At 74.9% G+C, this 15,099-nt stretch carries 17 protein-coding genes; 9 read left to right on the top strand and 8 right to left on the bottom strand.

Annotated elements, in window-relative coordinates:
- Positions 1–170: 170 nt before the first annotated feature.
- Complete coding sequence (locus tag AB0G13_RS03585) at positions 171–1,103, bottom strand: AAA family ATPase (RefSeq protein ID WP_357868310.1); 933 nt, start codon at positions 1,101–1,103, stop codon at positions 171–173.
- A 221-nt stretch (positions 1,104–1,324) separates the two neighbouring features.
- On the opposite strand from AB0G13_RS03585, the gene AB0G13_RS03580 reads away from it, so the two are divergent.
- Genes AB0G13_RS03580 through AB0G13_RS03560 form a run of 5 tightly spaced genes read left to right on the top strand, consistent with a single transcriptional unit; the run spans position 1,325 to position 5,307 of the window.
- The gene (locus AB0G13_RS03580) at positions 1,325–2,968 is read left to right on the top strand and encodes an AAA family ATPase (RefSeq protein WP_357868308.1); all 1,644 of its coding nucleotides are present in this window, start codon (positions 1,325–1,327) and stop codon (positions 2,966–2,968) included.
- A gap of 31 nt (positions 2,969–2,999) precedes the next feature.
- Positions 3,000–3,452, top strand: a complete 453-nt coding sequence (locus AB0G13_RS03575) for a hypothetical protein (protein WP_357868305.1) — start codon at positions 3,000–3,002, stop codon at positions 3,450–3,452.
- The gene (locus AB0G13_RS03570; protein ID WP_357868302.1) at positions 3,452–3,664 is read left to right on the top strand and encodes a DUF2997 domain-containing protein; all 213 of its coding nucleotides are present in this window, start codon (positions 3,452–3,454) and stop codon (positions 3,662–3,664) included. Before AB0G13_RS03575 ends, AB0G13_RS03570 begins: the two co-directional genes overlap by 1 nt.
- Entirely contained in the window at positions 3,645–4,631 is a 987-nt protein-coding gene (locus AB0G13_RS03565) for a helix-hairpin-helix domain-containing protein (protein ID WP_357868300.1), read from the top strand. Before AB0G13_RS03570 ends, AB0G13_RS03565 begins: the two co-directional genes overlap by 20 nt.
- Entirely contained in the window at positions 4,624–5,307 is a 684-nt protein-coding gene (locus AB0G13_RS03560; protein WP_357868297.1) for a 4Fe-4S single cluster domain-containing protein, read from the top strand. The genes AB0G13_RS03565 and AB0G13_RS03560 overlap by 8 nt, the downstream gene beginning before the upstream one ends.
- Positions 5,308–5,430: 123 nt before the next feature.
- Here the strand turns inward: AB0G13_RS03560 and AB0G13_RS03555 are convergent, their stop codons facing one another.
- The 5 genes from AB0G13_RS03555 to AB0G13_RS03535 all read right to left on the bottom strand — a co-directional run bounded on the left by AB0G13_RS03555 (position 5,431) and on the right by AB0G13_RS03535 (position 9,597).
- On the bottom strand, positions 5,431–6,852 hold the full coding sequence (locus AB0G13_RS03555; protein ID WP_357868294.1) for an amino acid permease: 1,422 nt from the start codon (positions 6,850–6,852) through the stop codon (positions 5,431–5,433).
- Positions 6,853–6,979: 127 nt separating this feature from the next.
- A complete protein-coding gene (locus AB0G13_RS03550; protein WP_357868292.1) occupies positions 6,980–7,522 on the bottom strand; it encodes a heme-binding protein in 543 nt (180 codons plus the stop codon).
- Positions 7,523–7,561: 39 nt separating this feature from the next.
- Positions 7,562–7,753 carry a hypothetical protein gene (locus AB0G13_RS03545; protein WP_357868290.1) on the bottom strand — a complete coding sequence of 64 codons (192 nt, stop codon included), beginning with the start codon at positions 7,751–7,753 and terminating at the stop codon, positions 7,562–7,564.
- A 153-nt stretch (positions 7,754–7,906) separates the two neighbouring features.
- Positions 7,907–8,704: an ABC transporter permease gene (locus tag AB0G13_RS03540; RefSeq protein WP_357868287.1), complete on the bottom strand. Its 798-nt coding sequence runs from the start codon at positions 8,702–8,704 to the stop codon at positions 7,907–7,909.
- The gene (locus tag AB0G13_RS03535; protein WP_357868284.1) at positions 8,701–9,597 is read right to left on the bottom strand and encodes an ATP-binding cassette domain-containing protein; all 897 of its coding nucleotides are present in this window, start codon (positions 9,595–9,597) and stop codon (positions 8,701–8,703) included. The genes AB0G13_RS03540 and AB0G13_RS03535 overlap by 4 nt, the downstream gene beginning before the upstream one ends.
- A 134-nt stretch (positions 9,598–9,731) precedes the next feature.
- Here AB0G13_RS03535 and AB0G13_RS03530 point away from each other — a divergent pair, with 134 nt between their 5' ends.
- On the top strand, positions 9,732–10,985 hold the full coding sequence (locus AB0G13_RS03530; RefSeq protein WP_357868282.1) for a histidine kinase: 1,254 nt from the start codon (positions 9,732–9,734) through the stop codon (positions 10,983–10,985).
- Positions 10,964–11,719, top strand: coding sequence for a response regulator transcription factor (locus tag AB0G13_RS03525; protein WP_357868320.1), 756 nt, complete (start codon positions 10,964–10,966; stop codon positions 11,717–11,719). The genes AB0G13_RS03530 and AB0G13_RS03525 overlap by 22 nt, the downstream gene beginning before the upstream one ends.
- Before the next feature lie 180 nt (positions 11,720–11,899).
- Here AB0G13_RS03525 and AB0G13_RS03520 read toward each other — a convergent pair whose 3' ends face one another.
- Positions 11,900–12,688, bottom strand: coding sequence for a D-Ala-D-Ala carboxypeptidase family metallohydrolase (locus AB0G13_RS03520; protein WP_357868279.1), 789 nt, complete (start codon positions 12,686–12,688; stop codon positions 11,900–11,902).
- A gap of 305 nt (positions 12,689–12,993) precedes the next feature.
- On the opposite strand from AB0G13_RS03520, the gene AB0G13_RS03515 reads away from it, so the two are divergent.
- Positions 12,994–13,635 (top strand): hypothetical protein, encoded by a 642-nt coding sequence (locus AB0G13_RS03515; protein ID WP_357868276.1) that lies wholly within the window; start codon positions 12,994–12,996, stop codon positions 13,633–13,635.
- A gap of 95 nt (positions 13,636–13,730) precedes the next feature.
- Complete coding sequence (locus AB0G13_RS03510) at positions 13,731–14,195, top strand: PPOX class F420-dependent oxidoreductase (protein WP_357868273.1); 465 nt, start codon at positions 13,731–13,733, stop codon at positions 14,193–14,195.
- A 96-nt stretch (positions 14,196–14,291) separates the two neighbouring features.
- Here AB0G13_RS03510 and AB0G13_RS03505 read toward each other — a convergent pair whose 3' ends face one another.
- The gene (locus AB0G13_RS03505; RefSeq protein ID WP_357868270.1) at positions 14,292–14,933 is read right to left on the bottom strand and encodes an NAD(P)H-binding protein; all 642 of its coding nucleotides are present in this window, start codon (positions 14,931–14,933) and stop codon (positions 14,292–14,294) included.
- Positions 14,934–15,099: the final 166 nt, after the last annotated feature.

Below are 15,099 nucleotides of genomic sequence, written 5' to 3'. Positions count from 1 at the left end.
GGCCGGGCCCGCCGGGGAGGCGACTCGGTCGGCGGGCGGGCCGGACGGGGGCGCGTCGACCGGCACCACCGCGAGCCGGGCCCGCCCCTCCGCCAGGGCGGCGAGGTCGGCGGCGGGCAGCCCCCGCAGCAGCGCGGTCACCAGGTCGGCGACGTCGCGGGCCGGGTCGGTCACGCCCCGGCCCGCTCGGGCTGGAGGTGGTCGAGGAACTCGGTGGCGAGCTGGCGCAGCTCGTCGCGGACCGCCGGGGTGGCGATCCGGTCGCGGAGCACCACCGGCACGCCGCGCGGGGTGTTCGTGGCGAACGCGGTGACGTTCTCGCGCAGGGGCGTGGGAAAGACCGGCAGGCCGAGCGCCCGGACCTGGTCCATGTAGCCCTGGTGGGCGGCGATCGGCCGCTGCGCCATGAGCTGGATCATCGTGAATACCACGCCGGCGACGTCGGGGGCGACCTTGTGGTGCCGGCGGGTGGTGGCGAACCGGCGGGCGTCGGCGTTGTACTGGTCGACCAGCTCCCGGACGTTGCCGTGCAGGTAGTCGATGCCCAACGTGGACAGGTAGTCGGCCTTCGCCGGGATGAGCAGGTGGTCGCTGGCGATGATGGCCGACTGGGTGACCACGTTGAAGTTCGGCGGGCAGTCGATGAGCACCATGTCGTAGCCGCCGAGCGCGTCGTCGTGCAGCCCTTCGGCCAGGGAGCCGCGCACCCGGAACAGCTCGGCGTCGTACTCGTCGCCGTCGGCCACGGCCCGGGCCAGCGCGAGGTCGATGTCGACGAGCTGAAGATGGGAGGCGATCAGGTCGAGCCGGCCCGCGCCGCTCAGTCGCGCGTTCGCCGGGCCGGGGGAGACGACCAACTCGCCGAGGCTCGTCGCGGGGGTGTCCCCGCGCAGGCCGTCGTACCAGCGCTTCACCGTACGGCCGTCGCGCAGCCGGTCCCGCCAGTCGTCGGGGTCGTAGAAGCCGAACGTGAGGCTGGCCTGCGGATCGAGGTCGATGAGCAGCACCTTCATCCCCCGGTTGGCCAGCTCGGCACCGAGGTTGGCGGTCACGGTGGTCTTGCCGACCCCACCCTTGTAGTTGATCACGGACACGACGTACACCGGCACCTCCCCAGACCGGGAACGGTAGCGGGCCGACGATTCGGTGCGGCACCCGCTCCGGGGCCCGCCCCCCACCCCCGGTGACGACGCGTCGATCATGAGGTTGGCGGGAGGAAACGCCGGAGTCCCGCGCCGCCAACCTCAAGATCGACGCCGAGGGCGGGCGTGGGTGGGGCTGTTAGAGTCTGCGCTGCTCTTCGGTCGGGTGGGAGGGGGCGACGGTGGTGGTGCCGTTCCGCGATGCGCTGTCGCAGATGCTCAAGGCGCGTTTCCCGGTCCTCTACGTCGAGTCGTCCGAGGAGCAGCGGGTGGTCGCCGAGGTCTGCGCCGTCGCCCACGACGCCACCCTCGTCCGTACGCCCCGGGCGGTGTGGACCTGGTCGCTGACCACGGGGCTCGTGCAGCCCGACGGCGTCGCCCGCAAGGGCACCACCGACCCGGACGACGCGCTGGCCGCGGCGCTGCGCGTCGACCACCCCAGCGTGCTGATCTTCAAGGACCTGCACCCGGCGCACGGCAGCGGCGACCGGCCGGGCACCCCCGGCGTGGTCCGCCGGCTGCGGGACGTGGTGGCGGCCTTCAAGGCCGGCCCGGTGCCACGCACCCTCGTCCTGGTCTCGCCGGTGCTGCACATCCCGGTGGAGCTCGAGAAGGACGTGACGATCGTCGACTTCCCGCTGCCCACCGAGACGGAGATCCGGCGGGTGCTGGACGGCATGATCGCCGCCAACTCCGCCAGCGGCCGGATCCGGATCGCGCTGGACGACCTCGGTCGGGAACGGCTCGCCAAGGCGGCTCTCGGGCTCACGCTGCACGAGGCGGAGAACGCGTTCGCCCGCGCCATGGTCAACGACGGCGTGCTCGACGGCAGCGACCTCGCGGTCGTGCACGAGGAGAAGCGGCAGACCGTACGCAAGTCGGGGCTGCTGGAGTTCGTCGACGCCGCGGTCGACCTCGTCGACGTCGGCGGGCTGGAGAACCTGAAGCGGTGGCTGGCCAAGCGGGACGGTTCCTGGCTGGCCGAGGCGGCGGCGTACGGGCTGCCCGCGCCCCGGGGTGTGCTGATCACCGGCGTGCCCGGCTGCGGCAAGTCGCTGACCGCCAAGGCGATCGCCTCCGCCTGGGGCCTGCCGCTGCTGCGGCTGGACGTCGGCCGGGTCTTCGCCGGGCTCGTCGGGTCGAGCGAGCAGAACATGCGCACCGCCATCCGGACCGCCGAGGCGACCGCCCCCTGCGTGCTGTGGGTCGACGAGATCGAGAAGGGCTTCGTCGGCGGGGCCGGCGACTCCGGCACCTCCGCCCGGGTCTTCGGCTCCTTCCTGACGTGGATGCAGGAGAAGGCCAAGCCCGTCTTCGTCATCGCGACCGCCAACGACTTCGAGCGGCTGCCCCCGGAACTGCTCCGCAAGGGACGCTTCGACGAGATCTTCTTCGTCGACCTGCCGACCCGCGCGGAACGGGCGTCGATCTGGCGGGTCCACCTCGCCCGGCGGCTGCGCAACCCGGCCGTCGCCGGTGCCCTGACGCCCGACGACGCCCTGCTCGGCGAACTCGCCGGGCTCAGCGAGGGCTACTCGGGGGCCGAGATCGAGCAGGCCGTCGTCGGCGGGCTCTTCGACGCCTTCGCCGAACGGCGTCCGCTGCGCCGCGACGACCTGGTGCGGGCCCTGGTCAGCATGGTGCCGTTGAGCGTCACCCAGGCGGAACGCATCGACGCCGTACGCTCCTGGGCCGACGCCCGCGCCGTCGCCGCCACCGCCGCCGAGGACTGGGACCTCGGCGGTCGTCCCAACGGCCCGGGCGGCTCCCGGCCCGGCGGCCCGGGGCAGCAACGGGGACAGGGCGGGCGAGCGGTCGAGTTCTAGTCTGTGGGTCGACACCGAGGGAAGGGCCCCGATGAGCGTCTCACTGATACTCCTGCCGCTGGCCGTCGCCGCCGTCGCCGCGACCCACGCCGCCACCGCCGGGCGGGACGGGGAGGGTCGCGTCGTCTGCGAGGTGCAGACCCGGATGCGGGACGAGACGCTGCTCGTCGCCGCGCTGCGCGACACCGGAGCGGCGGTCGCCGCCGAGCCGGACGCGATCATCGCGGACTGGGCCGACGTGCGGGCCGGCTTCCGGCGCGGCGAGGACGGCATCTGGTCGGCGCACTTCACGGGCGAGGTCGACGAGCAGCGGGCCGTCGAGGCGGTCCGGGCCATCGACGCCGCGTACGGGCGGCAGGTCCAGCGGGCGGTGCTGGAGCGGCTGCGCGAGCAGGCCCCCGCCGCCGGGCTGCGGCTGGAGTCCGAACAGGTCACCGAGGACGCGAGCGTGCGCCTAGTGTTCGCCGTCGAGGGCAGGTCGTGATGGGCGGGCAGCCGCGGATCGTGGTCACCGTGACCAGCGAGGGCGTGGTGAGCGCCGAGACCAGGGACGTGCTCGGCGACGGCTGCCTCGACTACATCGCCGTGCTGGAGGACCTGCTGGCGGCCCGCACGGTGCGCAGCGCGTACACCGCCGACCACGATCGCGCGGCCGTGCCCGCACGGCAGGAGCAACGTGACGTCGAACGCGCCTAGCCCCGGCTGGCCGCCCCCGGCCGCCCCCCGGCCGAGCGCGATGTGGCACGTGCTGCAGAGCTGGTGGCTGCTGCTGCCCGTCCTCGGGTGCAGCTGCCTCGGCGGCTTCGGGTTCATCTACGTGGGCCTGCGGGCCCGCCGCGCGGCGTGGTGGGTCCCCGGCATCGTCTACGCCGTGGTGGGCTGGACGGCGTTCATGCTCGTAGGCGAGTCGGACAAGGAGAGCGCCGTCAGCGACTGGGCGGTGGGCGTGCTCCTGGCCGTCTGGGTGTCCAGCATCCTGCACGCCGCGCTGATCAACCCGGCGTGGTTGCGCTGGCTCACGCACCGCCGCGCCAGGTCGGCGGCGGCGTGGCCGGGTGGGGCGTACCCGCTGGCCCCACTGCCCCGGGCGGCTCCCGTCGGCCCGGTGCCCGGCCCCTACCCGGGCATGACGCTGACGTATCCGCCCAGTTCACCGGCCGCCTACCCGCCCTCGTACCCGTCGGCCGCCTATCCGCCCCCGTCGGCCGGGCACCCCCAAGCCACTTCGGCGTACCCGCCGCAGTCGTTCGGGCCGGCGGCCCAGCCGCCCGGGTCGCCGGTGGGACAGCCGCCCGCGCCGGCCGGGTATCCGCCGCCGGCGGCCGATCCGACGATGGCGCCGCACCAGCCGGTCGACCCCTTCGGGCCCGAGCCGCTCGCGCCGCCGTCGGACCCATGGGCCGACGGGGAGTCCGGGACGGTCGACGTCAACACGGCCGGGCCGGAGGCCCTCGCGTCGCTGCCCGGCTTCGACCCGCAGCGCGCCCGGCAGGTGCTGGCCGAGCGGGAGCGGCGCGGGTCCTTCGGCAGCCTGGCCGAGTTCGCGGCCGCCGCCAACCTGGCCCCCCACGAGTACGCGCGCCTGCGCGACGCCGTGGCCTGCGTCCCGCCCGCCGGGCCGGCGCCCGGGCAGCCGCCACCCGGCCGGGTCCTCGATGTCTGACGACGGTCCCGGGCCCCGCCCGACGGCCGGGGCGGAGTCGGTGTCGGTGGCCCGGTTCCTGGCGGCCACCCGCGCCGAGGGGCCGGGCGAGCGGACGGCCGTCTGGGTGCAGGGCTGCGCCATCCGCTGCCCCGGCTGCTTCAACCCGCACCTGTGGAGCTTCCGGGGTGGGGAACGGGTCGCCCCCGCCGACCTGGTGCGCCGGGTGCTCGACGCCGGCACCGAGGGGCTGACGCTGCTGGGCGGCGAGCCCTTCGACCAGGCCGCCCCGCTGGCGGCCGTCGCCGCCGGGGTACGCGCCGCCGGCCGCTCGGTGATGACCTTCACCGGCTACACCACGGCGCAGCTGCACCGGGCGGTCGACGCCGGCCGGGACGACGTCGCGGCGCTGCTCGCGACGACGGACCTCCTCGTCGCCGGGCCGTTCCTGGCCGACCGGATCGACACCCGGCGGCCCTGGGTGGGTTCCACCAACCAGGAGTTCGTGCTGCTCGACGACCGCTTCCCGGGCCTGCTCGACGAGGTGTCGCTCAGCCCGGACCGGGTCGAGGTGACCGTCGACGCCGCCGGCGGCGTCGCGGTGAACGGCTGGGCCGAGGTCGACGCCCTCGACGAGTTGCTGGCGTCGGTGACCCGCCCCCAGCCCCGGCGGGCGGGCGTGCCCGGGCGCGGCTGACCGCCCCCGGTCCCGGGCCGGGCGCGCCGCCGCCCACCCTCGGCCCGACGCCCGACGCCCGACGCCCGACGGCCTTACGGCCCGATGCTCCGGCGGCCCGGTGCCGGGTGCGCGGGCCCGACCTCAGTCCCGGCGGGCCAGCGCCGAGCGCCGGTAGCCGTAGAGGGCGTAGATCACCGCGCCGAGCAGGAACCAGACGGCGAAACGCAGCCACGTCTCGGGAGCCAGGTAGGTGATCAGCCAGAGGGAGAACGCCGCGCCCAGCGCCGGCACCACCGGCATGCCCGGCAACCGGAAGGTGCGCGGCGCGTCCGGACGGCGGTAGCGCAGCACGATCACCGCGACGCAGACCACCACGAAGGCCAGCAGGATGCCGATGTTGGTCAGCTCGGCCGCCTCCCGGATCGGCAGGAAGCCGGCGATCAGGGCCGAGCCCACGCCGACGATCCAGGTGACCCGGCTCGGCACCCGGCGGACCGGGTGCAGCTTGGCGAACCACCCCGGCAGCAGCCCGTCGCGGCTCATCGAGAACCACACCCGCGTCACGCCGAGCATGAAGGTGAACATCACGGTCAGGATGCCGATGATCGCCCCGACCGCGATGACGCTGGCCAGGCCGGAGAGCCCGACCGAGGCGAACGCGGAGGAGAAGCCGCTCTCCGGGTCGATGTCGCGGTAGTTCTGCATGCCGGTCAGCACCAGGGTGGCCAGCACGTAGAGGACCATCGAGATCGCCAGCGAGTAGACGATCGCCTTGGGCATGTGCCGGCGGGCGTCCTTCGACTCCTCGGCGGCGGTGCTCATCGCGTCGTAGCCGAACACGGCGAAGAAGACCGTGGCCGCGCCGGTCAACGCCCCGCCCAACCCGAAGGGGAAGAACGGCGAGTAGTTCGCCGTGCGGATGTGGAAGAAGCCGACCACGACGACCAGCAGCACCACGGCGATCTTCAGCCCGACGACGATCGTCTCGAAGCGCGCCGCGGACTTGATCCCGAGGTTCAGCAGGAACGCGATGAACAGACAGAGGACCACCGCGAACAGGTCGACCACCCGTCCCTCGCCGGTGCCCGGCGCGCCGAGCATCCAGGCCGGCAGGTCCGCCCCCAGCTCGCCCACCAGGAACGAGAAGTAGCCGGAGATGCCGATCGCCACCACGGCCACGATCGCGGTGTACTCCAGCAGCAGGTCCCAGCCGATGAACCAGCCCACCGCCTCGCCGAGCACCGCGTACCCGTAGGTGTAGGCCGAGCCGGCCTTCGGGATCATGCCGGCGAACTCGGCGTACGACAGGGCCGCCGCCGCGCTGGCGAGCCCGGCGATCAGGAACGAGACCAGCACGGCCGGGCCGGCGGTCTCGCTCGCCACGGCGCCGGCCAGCGCGAAGATGCCCGCGCCGATGATGCCGCCCACCCCGATGGCGGTGAGCTGCCAGAGCCCGAGGGAGCGCGCCAGCCCGTCGCCGGTCTCGTCGGCGATCTCCTCGACCGGCTTGCGGCGGAAGATCCCCGTGCCGCCGCCGCCCGTCGTCCGTCCCGTGGAGGTCATCGTCGTCCCCCTTCCCGACCCGACCGGCGTGGCCGAATCCGCCGGCTGCGCTGCCCGTGCGGGTACCCGCGAACGACGCCGGTAAATCTCCAACGAGGACACCCGTGCCGGGATGCGGCACGCGGGCTCACTCGACGACCGGCAGCACGACCTCGTTGTGGCGCAGGAACCACGGCTTCCACGGCGGGTCGAAGCGCGCGTAGCGGACCGCGCCGGTGGGGCTCAGCCCGGCCGCGGTGACCGCGCGGCCCAGCGCGGTCGCCCGCCGGTCGAACGCCCGCGCCGTCCAGCGGCCCGCGAAGCGCGTCGCGGCGGCGAGCTGTTCGGGGACCACCCGGGTGTGCACCCGGGGGTCCGCCGGCTCGGGCAGCGTGTCGGGGGTGAGGTCCGCCGGCATCACGAGCCACACCAGCCAGTGGCCCGGCCGGTCCCCCTCCTCCTGCACGAACGGCACCGTCATGGCGACCGTCTCCGGGCCCGTCTCCCGCGCGGTCGCCCGCCGGGAGCGGTTGGCGCCGCGCAGGTACGCGCCCAGCTGCCGGAAGGCGTCCCGGGCGGCCTGCTCGAACGTACCCTCCACCCGCACCTCGACGACCAGGTGCGGCGGGTAGCGGCGCAGCTCGAAGCCGGGGTGCCGCGCCACCACCCGGTACGGCTGCTGCTCGGTCATCGCGCGCTCCCCGTGCCCCGGGCCCCGTCGGGATCAACGCTACCGGCCGTCGACCTCCGGCTCAGCCGAAGTCGCGTCCTCCGGCCGGGGACGCGGGGCGGACCGGGCCAGCCGCCAGTACTGCCGCCGGCCGTCGTCGCGGATCACCACCCCGGTGCGGCCGAGCTCGCCGCGCAGCTCCCGGGCCTCGCCGCCCCGGTCGGCGTCGAGCGCCCGCTGCCGGGCCCGCAACAGCGCGTCCGCGGGACAGCCCGGCGACCCACCCCGCGCCCGTGGCGAGCAGCCACCCGCCGCCCGCGCCGAGCGCCGGGAGGCCGCCCCAGAGGAGCGCCAGTTCCGCCGCGCCGCCGTCGACGACGGTGGGGGCCCCGTAGCCGTCCACCGTCAGGACACCTCGCGCCGCAGCGTGCGGACCAGCCCCGCGACCAGCGGCACGGCCAGCCAGACCAGCAGCGACACGGCGAACCGCCCCCACTGTCCGGCGGTCACGTCCGGCGTGAGCAGCGGCTCCATCGTCCGGCCCGTGTCGAGCCAGCCCGCCGGGCCGCGCAGCGGCCGGATCATCTCGCCGAGGATGGACCAGAGGGTCGGCAGCAGCAGGTAGCCGACGATCGCCAGCGGGGTGTTGAGCAGCAGCAGGCCGAAGCCGGCCCCCATCAGCACGTTCGCAACCTGGAGCACCACCGCGTGCAGCACCAGGGCCCCCTCCATGCGCCAGGCGCCGGCTCCGCCGGTGGCCCCGGCGACCAGCGTGCCGGCGGCGGCCACACCGAGGCTCACCAGCACCGACGCCAGCGCCGCCAGCACCATCGCGGCCAGCTTCGCGACGATCACCCGGCCCCGCCGGGGCACCAGGGCGAACGTGGTCAGCGCCGTGCGCTGCGACCACTCCCCGGTGATCGACAGGATGCCCAGCACGGGCAGCAGCAGCCCGATTGGCAGCATCGAGGGGACGAAGAAGTTGCCGAAGGTCTGCTCGGCGTCGTCCGCCCAGATCAGCTGGACCACCACGAGGGCGGCGGCGAGCAGCCCGATGGTGATCAGCAGCCAGAGCCCGGCCCGGGTGTCGACGAGCTTGCGCAGCTCCACCCCGGTGAGCCGGAGCAGCGACGGCCGGCGTACGCCGGGGTGGCGCGCGGCAGCGTCGGCGGTGGGCGGGCTGGCGGTGGTGGCGGTGGTCATCGGACGGCCTCCTGGGTCGACGCGCCGGCGGTCAGGGTGAGGAAGAGCTGTTCCAGGCCGCCGCTGCCGGCCGCCCGCAGTTCGGTGAGGGCGACGCCGGCGTCGGCGGCGGCCTGCCCGACCGCCTCGGCGTCGGCGTGGACCAGCAGCCCCTCGGTGCCCTCGGTGGCGGCCAGCCCGGCCCGGTCCAGCGCGCCGCGCAGCGCCCCTGCGTCCCGGGCCCGGACCAGCGTCCCGCCGCCGGCCAGCAGCTCGGCCTTGTCGCCCTGGGCCACGATCCGGCCGCCCCCGATGACCACCAGCCGGTCCGCGACCGCCTCCACCTCGCGCAGCAGGTGGGAGGAGAGCAGCACGGTGCCGCCCCGGTCGGCGAAGTCGCGCAGCAGGCCGCGCATCCAGAAGATCCCCTCCGGGTCCAGGCCGTTGGCCGGCTCGTCGAGGATCAGCACCCGGGGGTCGCCCAGCAGCGCGTGCGCCAGGCCGAGCCGCTGCCGCATCCCCAGCGAGTACGCCCGGAGGCGGCGCCCGGCCGCGACCTCGTTCAGCCCGACCAGGTTGAGCTTGGCGGCGACCTGCCGGCGGTCCACGCCCATGGTCGCCGCGGCCACGGTCAGCGCCTCCCGCCCGGTGCGGCCGGCGTGCTGGGCCGAGGCGTCCAGCAGCACGCCCACCTCGCGCCCGGGGTTGGGCAGCTCCCGGTAGGGCCGGCCGCCGACCGTGGCGCCGCCGCCGCTGGGCGGCGTGAGCCCGCAGATCATCCGCATGGTGGTGGACTTGCCGGCGCCGTTCGGCCCCAGGAACCCGGTGACGGTGCCCGGCTCGCAGCGGAAGGACACGTCGTCGACGGCGGTGTGCCGCCCGTACCGTTTGGTGAGGTGTTCCACGCTGATCATGCCGGTCACGCTGCCGGAGCCACCCGGCGGCGCGCTGCGGCCGACGGTCTCGTCCGGCGGCTACCTTGGTCGACGCCGAGGTCTCGACTTTGGTAGCTGGTCGGCCCGTCGCGCGGCTGCCTAGCATGGGTCGCGTGACCAGTGCCGCCGTACCGGAGCACCCCTGGCTGCTGCCGGGGGCGCTGGGCGTCGACCCGGCGGCCCGGGTGGGGCGTGGTCCGCGTCGCACCACCCGCGACTGGCTGGTGGACGGCCTCTGCTTCCTGCTCTCCCTCGGCTGGGTCCTGCTCGCCACGGTCGACGCGGCCGCGTCCGACCCCGACTTCTCCACCCCGCTGCCACAGCGCTGGATGGTCCCGGTCGACGCGCTGTTCGGGCTCGTCTGCTGCGCGCTGCTCTGGGTGCGACGCCGGTGGCCGCTGGGACTGTCGGTGGTGACCCTGCCGCTTACCGTGTTCTCGATGGCGTCGGCGGTCCCGCTGCTGATCCTCTACTTCACCGTCGTGGTGCACCGCCGCACGGCCGTCGCGCTGGCGGTGACCGCCGCCGGTCTGGTCACCAACTTCGCCTTCAGCTACCTGCGCCCGGATCCCCACATGCCGTACTGGGTGACGACCGTCTGGGGGGTGGTGCTCAGCCTCTCCGTGCTGGCGTGGGGGATGTTCGTCCGGGCGCGGCGGCAGCTCGTCGTGTCGCTGCGCGAGCGCGCCGAGCGGGCCGAGGCGGAGCAGCAGTTGCGGGTGGCGCAGGCCCGGCACCTGGAGCGCACCCGGATAGCCCGGGAGATGCACGATGTGCTGGCGCACCGGATCTCGCTGCTCAGCCTGCACGCCGGCGCGCTCGAGTTCCGGCCGGACGCGCCGCCGGAGGAGGTGGCGCGGGCGGCCGGGGTGATCCGGGGCAGCGCCCACGCCGCGTTGCAGGACCTGCGCGAGGTGATCGGGGTGCTCCGCGCGGAGACCGTCGCCGACGGTGACCCGGAACGCCCGCAGCCCACCCTGGGCGACCTGCCCGCGCTCGTCGAGGAGTCGCGGGCCGCCGGGGTCCGGGTCGGCGTCCGCGACGTGGTCACGGCGGGGGAGCAGGTGCCCACGGCGGTGGGGCGCAGCGTCTACCGGATCGTGCAGGAGGGGCTGACCAACGCCCGCAAGCACGCCGTCGGCGCGGCGGTCACCGTCGACGTGGCCGGTGCCCCCGGCGACGGGCTGACCGTGGAGGTCCGCAACCGGTGGCCGGTCGGCGCCGTCGCCGGCCCGGAGATTCCCGGCACCGGCACGGGCCTGGTCGGCATCGCCGAGCGGGTCAGCCTGGCCGGCGGGCGGCTGGAGTACGGGCGGGACGACTCGGGCGACTTCCGGCTGGCCGCCTGGCTGCCGTGGCCGGCGTGACGGGGCCGGCGGCGGGCGGGCCGGCGACGGGTGGCCCGGCGGCGGGCGGGTCGGGGCCCACCCCCGACCGGCCGGTGCGGGTGCTGATCGTCGACGACGACGCCCTGGTCCGGGCCGGCCTGTCGATGATCCTCGGCGGGGTGCCGGACCTGCTCGTGGTCGGGGAGGCCGCGGACGGCAGCGAGGTGCCCGCCGCCGTGGCCGCCTGCGCGCCGGACGTGGTGCTGATGGACATCCGGATGCCCCGGCTCGACGGGCTCGCGGCCACCGAGGCGCTGCGCGCGTCGCCCGACCCGCCGGAGGTGCTGGTGCTGACCACCTTCGACGCCGACGAGCAGGTGCTCCGGGCGCTGCGGGCCGGGGCCGGTGGCTTCCTGCTCAAGGACACCCCGCCGGCCGAGATCGTGCGGGCGGTGCGCCGGGTGGCGGCGGGGGAGGCGACGCTCTCCCCGGTGGTGACCCGCCGGCTGATCGACCACGTGACCGCGCCGGGCGCGGCGGGCGGGCCGGACCCGCGCCGGGAGCGGGCGCTGCGGCAGCTCGCCGGGCTCCGCGAGCGGGAGCGCGAGGTCGCGGTCGGGCTCGGGCGGGGCCGGACGAACGCGGAGATCGCCGCCGAGCTGTTCATGAGCGTCGCGACCGTGAAGGCGTACGTGTCGCGGCTGCTGGTGAAGCTCGGCCTGAACAACCGGGTCCAGGTCGCCCTGCTGGTCCACGACGCCGGCATCGTCTGAGGCGGGATTGAACCTTGAGCGACCGGGGCACGACGCCGGCCCGGGACGCGGGTCCCCACCCGCGCCCGGGCCGGCGCCGCCGTCCGACCGGCTCGGCGTGGCCGTCCGACCGGCTCGGCGTGGCCGTCCGACCGGCTCGGCGTGGCCGTCCGACCGGCTCGGCGTGGCCGTCCGACCGGCTCAGTCGTTGCCGGCGCCGATCCCGCAGTCCGGCGCGGACCAACTGGTGGTGTTCGGGGTGTCGTCGCTGTTGTTCTCCCGCCGCGAGTCCACGTGCACGTGGTCGTCGTGGTCCGGGTAGCCCGGCCCGTAGATCCCGCTGAAGCCCCGGCTGCGGGCGTCCCGGGCGATCTGGCACAGCGAACTGGTGCGCGACACCACGTCGGCGGCGTTGCCGTAGAGGTGCTGGCTGTCCGGCGCCCCGCCGACCTGGTCGTTGCAGGCGCGGCTGCGGAAGCCGCTGCTGATGCGCAGCGGCTCGTCGCCGAGGCTGCGCCGCATCGCCTCCAGCTTCCACATCGTGCGCAGCGCGTTCTGCCTGGTCTGCGCGGGGGAGAGCGGGCCGCCGTTCCAACCCCCGCGACCGCAGCCGTCGTCCATCTCGGTGAAGCTGAAGTGCCGTGGCGTGCAGTCTTCGTCCTGGAGGGCGTAGAGCTTGCCGTACGTCTGCGGTCCGGCGACGCCGTCGGCGCGCAGCCCGTACGCGGCCTGGAACCGCCTGACCGCGGCGGCGGTCTTCGGTCCGTAGCGACCGTCGTTCTCCACGATGTCCCGGTTGCCGGCCCACCCGGCGACCCGGATCTGCAACTGGCGGACGTCGTCGCCGGAGCGCCCCTGGTAGAGGTTGCGCTTCCACGTGTAGCAGCCGTCGGCATGGGCCGCTGGCGCGGCGACCACCGTGGCGACAGCGGCTGCCGGCAACGCCAGGGCGAATGCGACAGCCGCCCGTTTCAGGGTGTTGACGCGCACAGAAGTCCTCCCGACAGGAGTGCGAATGGGGTGGCGATCCGGGACATCGGCCTGGCCGTCCCGCGTTTCCACCCTGGCAGGCCGTCGGGCGGTTCGCGGCAATTAACGAGAATTGTCCTCACGATTCGTCGTTCCTGGGCGTTGCCTGGGCATTACGCGAATTGCGAAACGCCCATTGCTCCGCAACGGGCGACAGGAAAGCGTGAACGGCGCGCAAAGCCGCAGCTCAGCCCTCGGAGGGTGATGTTCTCCGGTCGGTCGGACCCGGTAACGTCAGCGCCGGCGGGACCGGGGGAGGGGGCGGCGTGGCACGTGGTGGCGTCTTCTGCATCGAGGGCCAGTGGCACCGTGACCTCAACGAGCGCGGCTCCGTTCTGCCCACGCTGGAACTGCTCGAACGGCTCGGGAAGATCCGCTTCATCCACAAGGACGCGGCCACCCGCGACGAGCTCTTCTACTTCGTCGACCGCTGGCTGCTCAAGCAGTACGCCGACCACCGGGTCGGCTTCTTCGCGATGCACGGCGAGCCGAGCCGGCTCTGCCTGACCGACTGGGAATCGGTGGCGCTCGCGGACGTCGCCGAGCTGATGGCGGGTCGCTGCGACGGCCGACGGCTCTATTTCGGCAGCTGTTCGGTGCTGCGCGCCTCCGACGCCGTGCTGCGGGGCTTCCTCGACGCCACCGGAGCGGCACTGATCTGCGGATACACCCGCGAGGTGGACTGGGTCGAGTCGGCCGCCTTCGAAACCGTCCTGCTCGACGTGCTGGCCAACGGCCAGCGCCACAACGCCGCCGAGCTGCGGATGGGCTCCGCGCACTGGGCGCCGCTCGCCTCGTACCTCGGGTTCCGGGTGATCTACGCCAACGGCCGCGCCTGGCGGCCCTCGGTCCGCCCCCGGGTGCCGGCCCAGCCCGCCGCCGGCCGCGCCGCCCCGCGACCCCGGTGAGCCCGCGCGCGCCGACGCGCGACCTGGTGAGCGGGCGCCGCGCCCGTTCGACCGGTCCGGTCGCCGTGCGACGGGCGCCCTGGTAGGAACGAATGATGGCACGCGGCATCGCGACGAACACCCGGGTCGACCGGGCCGAGCTGACCGAGTTCCTCCGGCCCCGGCACCGGGTGGTGCTGATGACCAACCGCACCGACGGTCGGCCGCAGTCGTCCCCGGTCACCGCCGGGGTGGACGGCGAGGGACGGCTGGTGATCTCCACCTATCCCGAGCGGGCGAAGGTCGCCAACATCCGCCGCGACCCACGGGTGTCCGCGTGCGTGCTCTCCGACGACTGGAACGGCCCGTGGGTGCACCTCGACGGCACCGCCGAGGTGCTGGACCTGCCGGAGGCGCTGGAGCCACTCGTGGAGTACTTCCGCCGCATCTCCGGTGAGCACCCGGACTGGGACGAGTACCGGGCGGCGATGGTCCGTCAGGGCAAGTCCCTGATCCGGGTCACCATCGACGCCTGGGGCCCGATCGCCACCGGCGGCTTCCCCGCCCGCCTCGCCGACTGACGCGCCCGGTCGCACACGCGGGGCAGCCCGACAGCGCCCGCGCCACCCCCTGCGGCTGACAGTCCACGCCACCACGGCGGCTGACCGGGCCCGCCCTCAGTACGCGGCGGTGAAGCGGGCGTTCTCGTGGCGCGGCTGCTCGATCTCGTCCACGATCGCCACCGCCAGGTCCTCGTAGCTGAGCACCGAGCGGCCCTCGTGGTCGGTCACCGGCTGGTCGCCGCCGGTGCGGTAGTGCCCGGTGCGCTCGCCCGGGTGGAACTCCAGCGGCGGCGGGGAGACGTAGGTCCAGGTCACCCCGTCCGCCGAGGAGCGGTAGAAGTCCAGGGCGTCGGCCTGCCCCAGGGCCGCGTCGCGGTACTCCTGGGGGAAGTCCGGCTCGTCGAGGTAGCGGGTGCCCTTCCGGGTGAGCAGGGTCGAACCGCCGCCCACGTGGATGATCCGGGGCGCGGCCGGCAGTCCGCGCAGCGCGCCGACCAGGTTCCGCGCCGCGTCGAGCCAGAGGTCGCGTTCGCCGCCGCCGATCGCCACCACCATGACGTCCGTGTCGGGCGCCAGTTCCCGTACGCTCCGCTCGCTGGTGGCGTCCCCGGTGACCACCGTGACCGCCGGCGGCAGGTACGAGGTGGCCTCCGGCCGGCGTACCGCCGCGGTGACCCGGTGCCCCCGGCCGACCGCCTCGGCGGTGATCCGCGACCCCGCGGTGCCACCCGCGCCGAACACGACGATGTTGCTCATACCGCCTCCCGCCCGGCCCGTCCGGCCCGGCGGACGTAGCGCGTCTCCAGGCTATTGACCGGCGCCGCCGCGCGCTGGCGGACCGGAGATCCCGGTCGGCCCGGCAGCGCCGGTCGGCACGGCTGCGGGCGCTGCTGCGCCGGCTCTCACCCGCCGGCCCGCCCGC

Source organism: Micromonospora sp. NPDC023633, from assembly GCF_040640035.1.
Taxonomy (GTDB): Bacteria; Actinomycetota; Actinomycetes; order Mycobacteriales; family Micromonosporaceae; genus Micromonospora.
The sequence above is the reverse complement of the archived record's forward strand: the minus strand, read 5'-3'. Positions and strand labels throughout refer to the sequence as shown.

Coding starts and splice junctions, on each gene's coding strand:
- AB0G13_RS03575 (WP_357868305.1), top strand. CDS start 3,000: ATGAGCGTCTCACTGATACTCCTGCCGCTGGCCGTCGCCGCCGTCGCC.
- AB0G13_RS03570 (WP_357868302.1), top strand. CDS start 3,452: ATGGGCGGGCAGCCGCGGATCGTGGTCACCGTGACCAGCGAGGGCGTG.
- AB0G13_RS03560 (WP_357868297.1), top strand. CDS start 4,624: ATGTCTGACGACGGTCCCGGGCCCCGCCCGACGGCCGGGGCGGAGTCG.
- AB0G13_RS03555 (WP_357868294.1), bottom strand. CDS start 6,852: ATGACCTCCACGGGACGGACGACGGGCGGCGGCGGCACGGGGATCTTC.
- AB0G13_RS03550 (WP_357868292.1), bottom strand. CDS start 7,522: ATGACCGAGCAGCAGCCGTACCGGGTGGTGGCGCGGCACCCCGGCTTC.
- AB0G13_RS03540 (WP_357868287.1), bottom strand. CDS start 8,704: ATGACCACCGCCACCACCGCCAGCCCGCCCACCGCCGACGCTGCCGCG.
- AB0G13_RS03535 (WP_357868284.1), bottom strand. CDS start 9,597: ATGATCAGCGTGGAACACCTCACCAAACGGTACGGGCGGCACACCGCC.
- AB0G13_RS03510 (WP_357868273.1), top strand. CDS start 13,731: ATGGCACGCGGCATCGCGACGAACACCCGGGTCGACCGGGCCGAGCTG.
- AB0G13_RS03505 (WP_357868270.1), bottom strand. CDS start 14,933: ATGAGCAACATCGTCGTGTTCGGCGCGGGTGGCACCGCGGGGTCGCGG.